Genomic DNA, 12,416 nt, shown 5'->3' with positions numbered 1-12,416 from the left:
TACAAAATTTATTTTTCACTTTATGATGTACGCTTCAATTGATTGAATGGATCAAAAACATGACTGCTATTGCAAATAACCACGTGGTTTCATTCCACTACAAATTAACAAACGCTGAGGGTGAAACACTTGATCAATCTCAAGGTGAACCACTTGCCTATTTGCACGGTGCAGGCAATATCATTCCTGGTTTAGAAAATGCATTAACAGGTAAAACTGTTGGTGAAAAATTCACTGTTAACGTTCCAGCTGCTGAAGGTTATGGCGAATACAACCCAGACCTAGTACAAGAAGTTCCAGCTCAAATGTTCCAAGGTGTTGAGAACATTCAACCTGGTATGCAATTCCAAGCTCAAACAGATGACGGCGTACAGATCGTTACTGTTAAAGCGGTTGAAGGCGACAACGTTGTTGTTGATGCTAACTTCCCACTTGCTGGTCAAGATTTAACTTTTGAAGTTGAAATCGTAGAAATTCGTGATGCTTCTCAAGAAGAATTAGATCACGGTCACGTACACGGTGCTGGTGGTCATCACCACTAATTCATCTTTAAAGATGATAAGAGCAAAGCTTCGGCTTTGCTTTTTTTATGTATTTATTTTTATATAATATTTTGATAATAATTCTTTAACTCACTTCACTCTAAAAGGGCCAATTTTCATGTCAAACGTAAATCAGCTAATTTGGTTTCGTCAAGATTTGAGAGTTCGAGACCATGCTGCTTTATGGCATGCCTCTCAACAAGGGCCTTGTATTGGGTTAATTATTTTATCGCCTGAACAATGGAAAATGCATCACGATGCACCTATAAAAATTAATTTCTATCTACGTCAACTTCAACAACTAAAAAAAGAACTAGAACAACTTAATATTCCCCTTATTATCCAAGTCATTCCTTACTGGAAAGATATCGCTGATTATATTGGTGAACTTAGCACTCAACTTAATATTGAAAATGTCTATTCAAATATAGAGATCGGCGTTAATGAATTAAAAAGAGATAAAACTGTACAAGATTTTTTAAATCAACAAGGCAAAGAACTTTTTTTATTTCATGACCGTACGATTTTTCCTTTACGCTCTATTCGCAACCAGTCACAGCAGCCCTATCAGGTTTTCGGTGCATTCAAAAAAGCATGTTATTCAAAATTGGATATCAGTGGGTTACCTCAATGCTATCCGATTCCTGAAAAGCAAAGTGGCTATCCAGCGTCTTTTTCAAAAATAAACAGCTTAACTCTAGAAGATATTGAAGCTTTTTTTGAACCTTCTGTTTCTAAAGAGCAACAAGACTTATGGCCAGCCGGAGAAGTTTTTGCTCTAGAGCAACTCGACGTATTTATTAAAGATCATCTATCTGATTATAAATTAGAACGTGACTTTCCCAATGTAAAAGGAACTAGCCAACTTTCTCCCTATTTAAACCTTGGGATTTTGTCTATCCGCCAGTGCCTGCAAGCTCTTTTTAGGGCTGAACATGGCAATTTTCATTTGACAAATGAAGGCCAGCAAACTTGGCTAGATGAGTTACTTTGGCGAGAATTTTATCAGCATATTTTATTTGATTTCCCACATGTTTCTAAACATATTCCATTTAAAAAAGATACTCAAAAAATTAAGTGGAATCACAATCCAGAGCACCTAGCCGCATGGCAAACGGGCCAGACAGGTATACCGATTATTGATGCGGGTATGCGTCAACTTTTAAAAACCGGCTGGATGCATAATCGTATACGCATGATTACAGCCATGTTTTTATGTAAAAACTTGCTCATCGATTGGCGAGTAGGTGAACAATGGTTTATGGAGCATTTAATCGATGGTGATTTAGCAGCAAATAATGGTGGCTGGCAATGGTGCGCTTCTACCGGAACTGATGCTGTACCTTACTTTAGAATTTTTAATCCTATTGCTCAATCAAAGAAATTTGATCCAAATGGAGATTATATTCGTCAATGGGTTGAAGAATTAGCTCATCTAGACAATAAAGCCATTCATGAGCCCTACTCGACCAAAACAAATACTCAGTTAAATTATCCAAAACCAATAGTTGATTTAAAGGAAACACGCCTTAAAGCAATTGAAACTTTCAAGAGTATTTAGATAAGAGTTACGTCTTATCTGTTTATTTTTAATTAAAAAATAAGAACAATATTTGACTAAATAGTGACTTTGATCTACAAATAAAGATAATAGTTACTTAAAAAGGCCATAAACAACAATAACTTCGCAATGTCTCACGTTTAGTAATAAAAGTATAAAAAAATTAACATTACAAAAAGGTAGCCATAGCCCGCATGCAACAACAACAAAAGAACCCTGGAAGAACACTCGTCTTATGGATTATCGCAGCTCATCTATTTATGGGCATAGTGGCGTATGAGTGGTTGCCTGTCAGTTTTAGAGGAAGTTGGATCTTCATTCTTATTCTTTTAATTTCTGGAGCCTTTTTACAAGTTGGTGCATCTTTAATTGTGGGCTTACTTGCTTTTATCGGTGTTGCAGTATATTTTCTACTAGATTTAGGTGCCCAAACTCATATCGAACGTCAGCTTCTTTTACTTTTTATTATTCCTCTTATTCCTCTTTTTCTGAGTGCTGTTCGCCATAACATTGAAATTAATGTCCAAAAATATCGCGATATTCAAAGTTATGACCGTAATTATCGCCGTGATATTTTCCCAATTAGTGCACTCAAGTATTTTCAACGTAGTTTCTTTAAACTTCTTGATCATCATTACATACAAGACTATGAAGTTTTTGAAATTAGGATTCTCAATCGAAGCTTAATTAAAGAAATGTTAGGTGATGATGTGTGGAAAACCACTCAAAATGAAATGATTAAAATTTTGAGCCAGCATCATCCACAAGAAATTATTTTCCAGTTCGCTGATGATGACCTTGAAAATATATACAGTATTGTAATTCGCAAACAAAAAACGGATGAAGAACCTGATTTTATTAAAAAGCTAAGAGAAATTATGACCTTGAGGCTTGAAGTAGAATATAAAATCATTCAGATTCCACCTCAAGAGGAGACGACTTAATGTCTAATCTTCTTAATATTTGTGGAATTATTATTGCCTCTAGCCAATATCCCGATGCTACGTTACAACAGTTTTATCGGCAATATTATCATTGTGAAATTAAAAGGGAATACACTAAAACAGAAGTTCAAAGCACAGACGATCTTTCCATGTTTTTCCCTTATCAAGACACATGGTGGCCTGTCTTTACAATTGACCAGATCAGTTCAGATAGTTTTCAACAGCTGATTCATAAAGGAATAAAACCCGGCATTATATTGCCAGATGAAGTTTTCAGTTTTTCTCATTATTTCTTATTAAAAGAAGCGGTCAGTCAAGGTGCAATTCCAATTGCACTTTATAAATCAGAGCAGCCTCAATATTTTGCTGCAAAAGCCACATTTTCGACCGCAATTGGTTTACGGCCCATGGCTGCATTTGTCTCAACAGGTTGGGATGAAAACTTAATTTCACAGACCGCTGGTAGTTATATTATTCAATTTAATCCGTCACAGCTTCCTCTCCCCTCTAGAGAAATTAAGCAAAAACAGCATTTATTTTATTCGGCTAAACCTTTTAATAATCATATTTCTGGCTATGAAATTATTATTAATCCTCCTGCTAATCTACCAACAACAAATATTCGATATCCTCAACTCGGTATATCTTGGAAATTTAATAAGATTAATTACATAAGTACGCCTGAAGAAGTAGAGACAAGTCTTATTGGCTATATTTTCATTGGGTTAAGCACAGTTGTAGTTCCTCTCGATTTAATTCTTACAAGTACCTACCCAGACCTCCTTGGTACGTTTGGCAGCTATATTTCATGGATCTCCTTAGTAGTTGGGTTGATTTTATTGGTATTGCTCATCTCGTCTATTATTAGGAGGGTTAAATCAAATGGCTCCCATTGATATTCTCTTCTTATTTGGCTTTTTAGGGATTTGGATTCCACAAGCATTTTGGGCGTGGTTAAGTTATCAAGCTTGGAAATATTCAAAAACAGCTGAAAAAGAGCTACAAAACCTTCCTATACCAGAGAGATGGCCTGTTTTGAGCGTCTTGATCCCTGCCTATAATGAAGGCGTTGTAATTGAAGATACTTTGCATGCAATTGCTCAACAAGATTACCCAGCCGAAGCATATGAAGTTCTACTGATTAATGATGGTTCAAAGGATAATACACTCGAAATCGCCGAAAATTTGGCAAAAATTTATCCTTGCATAAAGATTGTTAATGTTCCTAAAGGAATGGGTGGTAAAGGTAAATCTAGAACGCTTAATAATGGCCTACCCCATGCTCGAGGTGAATTAATCGTTGTCTATGATGCAGACAGTACACCAGAACCCGATTGTGTACGACTATTGGCGCAAACTTTATTGGCCGATAAAAAATTAGTAGCTGTAAATGGGAAAGTAAGAACACGTAACTGGCAAGATAGTATTTTGACCAGATTTATCGCAATCGAGTTCATCTTTTTTCAATGGATTTTCCAAGGCGGTCGTTGGCAACGTTTTGAACTATCGACCTTGATGGGTACTAACTATGTCATCTGGCGTGATGCTTTAGAAACCTTAGGTGGTTTCGATGAAAAGTCATTGGTGGATGACACTGAAATGAGTTTTAGGATTTTTATCGGCCAAAAACGAATTAAATGGGTGCCCTATGCGATTGGTTGGCAGCAAGACCCCCCATCTCTGAGTGTATTTGTGAAACAGCGCTCACGTTGGACCCAAGGTAATTTTTATGTAACTCGTAAATATTTGCCCGTAGCATTAAGAACGCCTTTTCCTATAGGAATTGAAATTCTAAATAACATTATGTGCTACATACTTTTTGTACCCGCTTTATTCTGGAGTCATATCACGTTAACCCTTGGGTTACTTGATATAGCAGGCATTTCAGTTCCTGGGCCATTTACCACGTTGTGGGGCCTCTCATTTTGCTTATATGTTGCACAAATGTGGTTTACCCTTTCACTCGAAAAAGTAAAACCAGAACTCTATTTTTATTCGGTTCTATCGTATGTAAGTTACTCACAAGTTTTTCTATTCATTGTATTTAAAGCCGCATATGACATGCTTAAAAATAAAATACAGGGTAATTCCCTTCAATGGTACAAAACGGAACGTAGCAAGGAGAAAAAATAAATGAAAAAGACTTTTGATCTCTACAACACAGCTCAAGTGCTCCTTGCCAGCACCAGTCTCATGCTCGCCATGTCTGCTCATGCATACACATGGGAACTTGATGATATTAGCACTTCTACTAAATACACAGTCGAGCCTCATTTTTTCTATATTGGCAAAGGTGCCCAGTGGCAAAACATCCAATTTTCAAGTGATTATTCCACTGAAAGCGATACAACTTTACTTGTAAAATACGATGATAAACTTATTTATAACACTACGCTGAGCGGTGATGGCCAATTAAAATTTAATATTCCAGTTAGCCAGAGTGGTTTTCATCGTTTAGACTTTATTATTCAACAATATGCGAAACCCACTACGCTTAATCAAACGAAAGAAACATTCTGTACAGAAGATATTGATCACCTAACCTATTTAAGTAATTCACAAATCAACTTTACCCCTATTCGTAATGAATATCGCTTAAAAGATCTACCAGATGCTTTATATAACCCACAATCGAGACGGCCTACCCCATTTGTTGGCATTTTAAAATATAACCGAAAAGAGATTATAGAAGCTTCTATGCTCGCTAGATTAGCAAGTTCATGGACTTCAATAACGCCTGTTGAATGGGTCGATTCAGGACAGACTAATTTAAATCCTGAAACAAACTTTATCATCGAAATTATTCGCTCACCTACGCCATTAAAAGGCGGAGCATTAGTACAAATCGCGAAACCTACAGAAGGTGTGCCGACTCTATCAATTACTTACCACACTCAACAAGATTTAACGAGCGCAATAAACGGGTTAATTAATCCATCTTATGTACAGCAACTTAGTACAGGGACTGCGATTTTTCCAAATACGATATCTAATCCTGCTTGGGCTCAATTAAAAAAAATAAATACACTTGCGGATTTAGGAATTGAAGATTTCAGATTAAATCATGCTGAAAAAAACTTATTCCTTGACTTCCCTTCAGTATGGCAACCAACCGATATCTTGCAAGGGCAAATTGCACTTCGTATTCAAAGTGGTTTATTACAAGGTTCCAATATTACAGCTTGGATTGATGGTGGACTTGCAGGAAGTATGAAAACGGCTGATCTGGCTTCCGATCCAGTAAACCGTCAGTTCAATATTTTTGCAAAAGCCATTTCCAATACAACAAACTTTAGTTTAAAGCTTGAAAACTCAGTAATTGCTAATTCTCAATGTTTACCCAATGCCCATGGTTCACTTTGGATTGATACAGCCAAATCTACTGTAAAGCTACCCCACAAACTTAAAAATGGTGTAGCTGCAATTTCAATGACTTTAGCAACAACCCCAACCATTGCGATTGATGATCAATCTGGTGCATTAAATATCGCGATTGTATTAGGACAAACCGCGAAAAAAATGCTTTTAACACCGGCACCCATGCCTCTCAACCTAGTCCGTTATTCACCGAGTGCGCCTCAATCCATAAATGTCCGTGTGAATAAAGATATTTATCAACAACAGGTGTTAATGCATCAGGATATTATCTATGCACCTGCTGCGCAGAATGGATTTATTGTCAGTTATAACAATAATCGCTTTGATGTAATTACCGACTCAGAGGGTGGCGCACAAACTTTTATGCATCTTTGGGAAAAGATCCAACATAAGATTCCAAACAACGTAACAAAAATGCTGGTTTCAGAAAATGGGAATATTTATGTTTTACAAAAACTCATTGTCGGAAATCAAAAGGCCCCTTTAATCCAACAGTCTTCTTTCTTCTTACTAGTTGTGATTATCTCTGCAATTATGATAATAATTATCTTCTTGTGGTACTGGTTAAGACGAAATAATGAGAAAACAGATACCAATTAAAATAGTTGCATTTATTATTTTAATTATATGTAGTGTCATCGTGTATGCGGGGCTTTTCAAACATCAAGGTCAAGCCCCCAATATTGAAGGCATTTTCTGGCAACCCGACAATAATACGACTCCTCCAGAGGGAAATTGGCACTATTTAGGGGTTAATACATTTGTTCCCCAATGGTCTGTGGTTGAATCTAAATCATGGTGGAAAGAATCAAATTTTCCTCAATGGGAAAAAGCCATTAATTTAGAAAAGATTAAACAAGAGCCATGGGCTAAAAATCTCATATTAGGGTTAGCTGGTGAATATAATGAACCTAAAGCTCGGGCAAATGTCATTGAGTTAGGTGAAAAATCTGCTCAAATTATAAAAGAACAAAAAACGATACCTAAAGGTTATTATTTTCCAGTAGAGGCAGATCCAACTTGGCTACGAGTCAGTGCTTTAGGCCATGTATTGTCAGAGCTCCCCTCACCAGTCTGGGTGAGCATTTATAGTGGCGAAACTGAGCCTGCAAATTATGATTTATGGGTTAAAAGCTGGCTGCCTGACCATACGGGAGTTTTTTTCCAAGATGGTGTTGGCGTAGGAGTTCGATCACCTAAACAGGCCAAACATATTTTAGACCAGCTTGAACACAAACTTGGAAAAGACAAAGTAATTATAGTGTTAGAAGCTTTTAGAGTGAAAAAGAATGGGCAATTTAGAGCCGCGTATCCTTGGGAAATTATTTCTCAGCTAAAAGCGTATGAAGGCAAAACTGTTTATATTTTTGATGGGCCACATTACATGAGCCGCTGGTGCGTCAATATTGTGAGCTTATGGTATCGCCTCACTTATGGGGGTGTTAATAAAGCCATAAGTGAGAAGCAATCCTTAACTCACCATTATGCCAATTCATAAGATTTAGCAATTTGATCGAGAATACGTTGAGCTGCTTGCCCGTCACCAAAAGGATTTTCTACATGCGCCATTTTTTCATAGTGCTGTTGGTCAATGAGTAACTTTTCAGCTTCTTCAATAATTTTTTGTTGATTTGTACCCACCAAAACGCCTGCTCCCACCTCAACAACTTCTGGTCGCTCGGTAGTGTCTCGCAAGATTAAAACTGGCTTATTAAATGATGGGCTTTCTTCTTGTAAGCCACCCGAATCTGTCAAAATAAAAGTAGATCGGTCTATGACTGCCAATAGACTTGGGTAGTCTAATGGTTTAACAAGATGGATTTGGGAATGATCTTTAAACTTATCATCCACCACATCATGTACTGCTGGGTTTAAATGGACTGGCCAAATAAAATGTAAATCAGGATGGGCTTGGGCTAAGTGCTCAACCGCTTTGCAAATATTTTGAATTCCACCGCCAAAGTTCTCACGGCGATGGGCAGTAATAAGTACAACTTTGTCATCCTGCTTTAATTGAATTCCATAAGGTTCAAGCTGGTTTTTCAAATCAGATTTTTCAGCAATTAATTTACGTCCAAGATATACCGCATCAACAACGGTATTGCCTGTAACTGTAATGAGCTCTGGCTGAATTTGTTCATTGAGTAAGTTTCTTTTTGATTGTTCTGTCGGAGCAAAATGCCATCTGGTAATACGTGAAACTAACTGACGATTTCCCTCTTCTGGAAAAGGATGATCTAAATCATAAGAACGTAAACCAGCTTCAACATGCGCAACAGGAACTTTCATTGAAAACGCAACTAAGCCAGCTGCTAAAACAGTTGTTGTATCACCCTGAATAACAATCGCATCTCTTTTTTGTCCATCAGTGTATACATTCTCGATTTGGCTCAAACCATGAATTAATAGCTGATTTAAACTTTGACCAGCATTCATAATTTTAAGACGATGGTCAATTTCAACCCCAAAGAAATCTATCGCATCTCTGACCAATTCGTCATGCTGTCCAGTAAAAATCACTTCAACTTGAAAGCGAGGGTCTTGTTTTGCCAATAAAATCACAGGGGCAAGTTTGATTAATTCAGGACGGGTTCCAAATACAATAGATATAAAAATTTTCTTCATTTTAGAAATCCTTATAAAAAACGAGTTCTACTCGAGTATTGTTGTAATGATCTTTTGTATTTACTGGCACATCTTTAAAGTAATTGCCATATAGTCGTTCTACACGTAATTTTATAGGTTGATAATTAAAAGGCTGCCATGAAATACCTGGGCCATATTCAAATAAATTATTGTAATACTCATCTTTACTGTCAGCTAAGGTATGCAATTTCATATAAGCCTGTACAGTGCCCGTTTCCCCCTTATAGACATTCAAACCCGTACGTAATCGCAAGTCACCAATAACGTTATAATCCTCTCTAGAATAAGTTGCCGCATTACCATATAAATCAGTGAAGTAATCATTAAAGCAAAGTGAATGATTACAATTATTTTGAGAATACCACTCTTGATAACCCGTCACCCCACCGACAACACTTTCACGAAATTTATCTCTATTTCGATCAATCAGATCATAGCTTCCCCCTACTTCTAAATACATGCGCACAGGTATAGAAGTCCAAGGTTGATAATTAGCGCCCACACCTAGAGTTAGTGCATTTTCATCAATAATTTCAGGTCGTACACCACCTTGAGATTGGGTGTCGCGGTTTAGATTTAAAAAGCCATACACCTGTGCTCGACCATTATCGAGGTTCTTACCATAACGAGCTTTAAGTGGGAAAATTACATCGTCGTAACGTGATTCATATGAAGGTGCAAAATACACATCTCGAAAATAAGTTTTGACCTCTCCTCCGCTTAGATTTTTTACAGCTTGTGTCGCTTTAGCGGCAATATCAGCATCTTTAGACTGGGTGAGTTCTTTAAAAACCACCAAAGCCTCTTTGTTATTTTTTTGAGAATTAAGCAGATAGGCTTCTTGGAGTTTTAAAGTGTCATCTGCTGGATCTAACGCCTCTGCTTTTCTTAGACTTTGTAAAGCAGCATCTTGTTTCCCTAACCGAATCTGTAAGTAAGTTAAACTTTTCCAGACTTTAATATCTTGTGGTGTCATCTCTCCAAGTTCTAATAATAATTTCTCGGCATTTTCAGGTTGAGTCTTCTCAATTTTATAGAATTGATCCCATTTATCATAAATTGGGTTTCCAGGTTTGTATTCTTGATTAACAATTTCTTGGGCAAATGTAGTCTCAATACTTAACAGGCCTAAAGCTGGACAGATCGAACCAATAACGATAAAGGAACGGGTTATAGATTTTATTGTTTTGCTATTCATTGAGACCTCTACAGTAAAATAGATAGAATGCTTGTCTAGTAATAAAGTTAAAGTTTAATTAACAAATATTTATTATAGTTAAACCCATAAATGACACTGTTTATATAAGTATATGAGTTCTTTAATTTGTTCATTTCATCTCCTTTTATATTATGTTCTTGAAAAGTTCTTATCTGATTGTTTTTCCTATAATGACACATTTTTTAATCGTATTATTGTAAATAATCTTATAGGATAAGATAAAAATTTATAACTACAAGTAGGGAAAAATATGTCCTTTTCTCAACATCCAGAACATCATTTTATTCACCGCTCAGGTTGGTTAAGAGCGGCCGTTTTAGGGGCTAATGATGGGATTATTTCTGTTACTAGTCTAATCATGGGAATGGCAGCAAGTGGGGCCTCGGCCCATACTCTACTTATTGCCTGTATTGCTGGTTTAATTTCTGGTGCAACTTCTATGGCTGCCGGAGAGTATATTTCCGTAAAATCGCAAGAAGATATTGAAAAAGCAGACTTAAAGTTTGAAGCACAAGAACTCAAAAAGTATCCGCAGCGCGAATTAGATGAACTCACCCAAATTTATATAACCAGAGGCTTAACACCTGATTTAGCTCGACAAGTTGCTACTCAACTTACAAATCATGATGCATTAGGGGCTCACGCGCGTGATGAAATTGGTATTCATGAAAATACCGCAGCAAATCCTATTCAAGCCGCATTAGCTTCAGCTGGCTCATTCTCATTTGGGGCATTGTTTCCCATGCTGGCTATTTTACTCAGTCCAGATATATGGATCGAAAAAACAGTCTTAATATTTGGCATTATTTCATTAGCTTTTTTAGGAGCGCTATCAAGTCATTTTGCAGGTACATCTAAACTTAAAGGAAGTTTGCGCATTACTTTATGGGGAATTTTAGCGATGGCTTTTTCAAGCTGGATCGGATCTTTATTTCATGTTACTCCACTTTAAAAAGTAGAACTTATAAATATTTAAGAACTAAATATTTAAAAACTAAATACCCAATATTATTTGCTCTTACTTCTGATTTCACGTTATGGTGAAAAGAAAGAAATGAGGTGAATAAAATGAGCCTGTTGCAACAACTTGAAATTAAACATCCGATTTTTCTTGCCTCCATGGCAGGTGTGTCTACACCTGAACTTGCAGCAGAAGTTTCTAATCAGGGTGGTCTTGGGTCCTTAGGTCTAGGTGCAAATACGGCGCAAAGTGCTAGAGAACAGATTCTAAAAACCCAAACACTTACAGAAAAATCATTTCAGGTTAATTTTTTCTGCCATCAACCCGAACAACTTAACCCTCAAACTTCTGCACAATGGATTGAATATTTACGCCCACAATTTGAAAAGTTCGGAGAACAGCCTCCTCAAAACTTAAACTGTATTTATCCAAGTTTTCTTGATAACGATGATTTTCTAAATGTTGTCTTAGAAACCAAACCTAAAGCGGTCAGTTTTCATTTTGGGATTCCCCATCCCCATCAAATTCAGGCATTAAAAGATGCAGGAATTATCACGATGGTTTCTGCTACTAATTTAGTTGAAGCACAAGCCATTGAAGCGGCTGGTATAGATATTATTATTGCTCAAGGTATTGAGGCTGGTGGACATCGTGGAATCTTTAATAAAACCTTTGATGCAGCAATTAAAACGAGTGATTTAGTACACCTTATTGTCAAGCATTGCAAACCACCTGTGGTAGCCGCTGGCGGTATTATGAATGGCGCACAAGCACGACATATGTTGAGCTTAGGAGCTACTGCTGTTCAACTCGGAACTGCATTTGTTCAATGCCCTACATCAAATGCATCAGCCGAATATCGTAAAGCTTTATTTAATGAGCCTGTGACACAAATCAGCGCCAGTCTTTCTGGACGTCCAGCCCGTGGCCTGCTCAACCATTGGCACACACAAATTGATTTGCCTAATCGCCCTCCTCAACCCGAATATCCATATGCATATGATTTAGCTAAGCAATTAAATGCCATTGCAAGCAAGAATAAAGACTATGGCTTCGGTGCTTTTTGGGCAGGTAGTAATGTCTCGCAAATACGAGAGCTAGATGCTGCTGATCTGGTTAACCAGTTAGTCGTAGAAATGCTAGAAGATGAGTAAATCTAAAAAAG

The 12,416-nt window shown here is 37.0% G+C and carries 11 protein-coding genes; 9 read left to right on the top strand and 2 right to left on the bottom strand.

The genetic code is table 11. The features are described 5' to 3' along the window. Nucleotides 1-59 precede the first annotated feature (59 nt). From KTJ10_RS04815 to KTJ10_RS04785, 7 genes are all read left to right on the top strand, one after another. Complete coding sequence (locus tag KTJ10_RS04815; RefSeq protein ID WP_002118581.1) at nt 60-542, top strand: peptidylprolyl isomerase; 483 nt, start codon at nt 60-62, stop codon at nt 540-542. Between the two features lie 118 nt (nt 543-660). Beyond that, nucleotides 661-2,103, top strand: coding sequence for a cryptochrome/photolyase family protein (locus KTJ10_RS04810; protein WP_262441470.1), 1,443 nt, complete (start codon nt 661-663; stop codon nt 2,101-2,103). A 194-nt stretch (nt 2,104-2,297) separates the two neighbouring features. After that, nucleotides 2,298-3,047, top strand: coding sequence for a hypothetical protein (locus KTJ10_RS04805; RefSeq protein WP_262441469.1), 750 nt, complete (start codon nt 2,298-2,300; stop codon nt 3,045-3,047). After that, nucleotides 3,047-3,943 (top strand): hypothetical protein, encoded by an 897-nt coding sequence (locus KTJ10_RS04800; protein WP_199992069.1) that lies wholly within the window; start codon nt 3,047-3,049, stop codon nt 3,941-3,943. Before KTJ10_RS04805 ends, KTJ10_RS04800 begins: the two co-directional genes overlap by 1 nt. After that, entirely contained in the window at nt 3,930-5,180 is a 1,251-nt protein-coding gene (locus KTJ10_RS04795) for a glycosyltransferase family 2 protein (protein ID WP_005067892.1), read from the top strand. The genes KTJ10_RS04800 and KTJ10_RS04795 overlap by 14 nt, the downstream gene beginning before the upstream one ends. Further along, nucleotides 5,181-7,025 (top strand): hypothetical protein, encoded by a 1,845-nt coding sequence (locus tag KTJ10_RS04790; RefSeq protein ID WP_262441468.1) that lies wholly within the window; start codon nt 5,181-5,183, stop codon nt 7,023-7,025. Further along, nucleotides 7,003-7,923, top strand: coding sequence for a hypothetical protein (locus KTJ10_RS04785; RefSeq protein ID WP_262441467.1), 921 nt, complete (start codon nt 7,003-7,005; stop codon nt 7,921-7,923). Before KTJ10_RS04790 ends, KTJ10_RS04785 begins: the two co-directional genes overlap by 23 nt. Here the strand turns inward: KTJ10_RS04785 and wecB are convergent. Both wecB and KTJ10_RS04775 read right to left on the bottom strand, forming a co-directional pair. Beyond that, on the bottom strand, nt 7,908-9,050 hold the full coding sequence (gene wecB, locus KTJ10_RS04780) for a non-hydrolyzing UDP-N-acetylglucosamine 2-epimerase (protein ID WP_262441466.1): 1,143 nt from the start codon (nt 9,048-9,050) through the stop codon (nt 7,908-7,910). The genes KTJ10_RS04785 and wecB overlap by 16 nt on opposite strands. A gap of 1 nt (nt 9,051) precedes the next feature. Beyond that, the gene (locus tag KTJ10_RS04775; RefSeq protein ID WP_262441465.1) at nt 9,052-10,269 is read right to left on the bottom strand and encodes a tetratricopeptide repeat protein; all 1,218 of its coding nucleotides are present in this window, start codon (nt 10,267-10,269) and stop codon (nt 9,052-9,054) included. Nucleotides 10,270-10,540: 271 nt separating this feature from the next. Between KTJ10_RS04775 and KTJ10_RS04770 the strand changes: the two genes are divergently transcribed. Further along, complete coding sequence (locus KTJ10_RS04770) at nt 10,541-11,242, top strand: VIT family protein (protein ID WP_086265432.1); 702 nt, start codon at nt 10,541-10,543, stop codon at nt 11,240-11,242. 116 nt (nt 11,243-11,358) lie between these two features. After that, nucleotides 11,359-12,405 (top strand): NAD(P)H-dependent flavin oxidoreductase, encoded by a 1,047-nt coding sequence (locus tag KTJ10_RS04765; RefSeq protein ID WP_262441464.1) that lies wholly within the window; start codon nt 11,359-11,361, stop codon nt 12,403-12,405. Nucleotides 12,406-12,416 lie beyond the last annotated feature (11 nt).

Source organism: Acinetobacter sp. WU_MDCI_Abxc222 (assembly GCF_025514755.1).
Classification (GTDB): Bacteria; Pseudomonadota; Gammaproteobacteria; order Pseudomonadales; family Moraxellaceae; genus Acinetobacter; species Acinetobacter geminorum.
Note: the sequence above shows the minus strand (reverse complement) of the source record. Positions and strands in the feature narration are given on the sequence as shown.

Bases quoted from the DNA above. Each gene is read 5' to 3' on its own strand.
- KTJ10_RS04815 (WP_002118581.1), top strand. From the start codon at position 60: ATGACTGCTATTGCAAATAACCACGTGGTTTCATTCCACTACAAATTA.
- KTJ10_RS04810 (WP_262441470.1), top strand. From the start codon at position 661: ATGTCAAACGTAAATCAGCTAATTTGGTTTCGTCAAGATTTGAGAGTT.
- KTJ10_RS04805 (WP_262441469.1), top strand. From the start codon at position 2,298: ATGCAACAACAACAAAAGAACCCTGGAAGAACACTCGTCTTATGGATT.
- KTJ10_RS04800 (WP_199992069.1), top strand. From the start codon at position 3,047: ATGTCTAATCTTCTTAATATTTGTGGAATTATTATTGCCTCTAGCCAA.
- KTJ10_RS04795 (WP_005067892.1), top strand. From the start codon at position 3,930: ATGGCTCCCATTGATATTCTCTTCTTATTTGGCTTTTTAGGGATTTGG.
- KTJ10_RS04790 (WP_262441468.1), top strand. From the start codon at position 5,181: ATGAAAAAGACTTTTGATCTCTACAACACAGCTCAAGTGCTCCTTGCC.
- KTJ10_RS04785 (WP_262441467.1), top strand. From the start codon at position 7,003: ATGAGAAAACAGATACCAATTAAAATAGTTGCATTTATTATTTTAATT.
- wecB (WP_262441466.1), bottom strand. From the start codon at position 9,050: ATGAAGAAAATTTTTATATCTATTGTATTTGGAACCCGTCCTGAATTA.
- KTJ10_RS04775 (WP_262441465.1), bottom strand. From the start codon at position 10,269: ATGAATAGCAAAACAATAAAATCTATAACCCGTTCCTTTATCGTTATT.
- KTJ10_RS04770 (WP_086265432.1), top strand. From the start codon at position 10,541: ATGTCCTTTTCTCAACATCCAGAACATCATTTTATTCACCGCTCAGGT.
- KTJ10_RS04765 (WP_262441464.1), top strand. From the start codon at position 11,359: ATGAGCCTGTTGCAACAACTTGAAATTAAACATCCGATTTTTCTTGCC.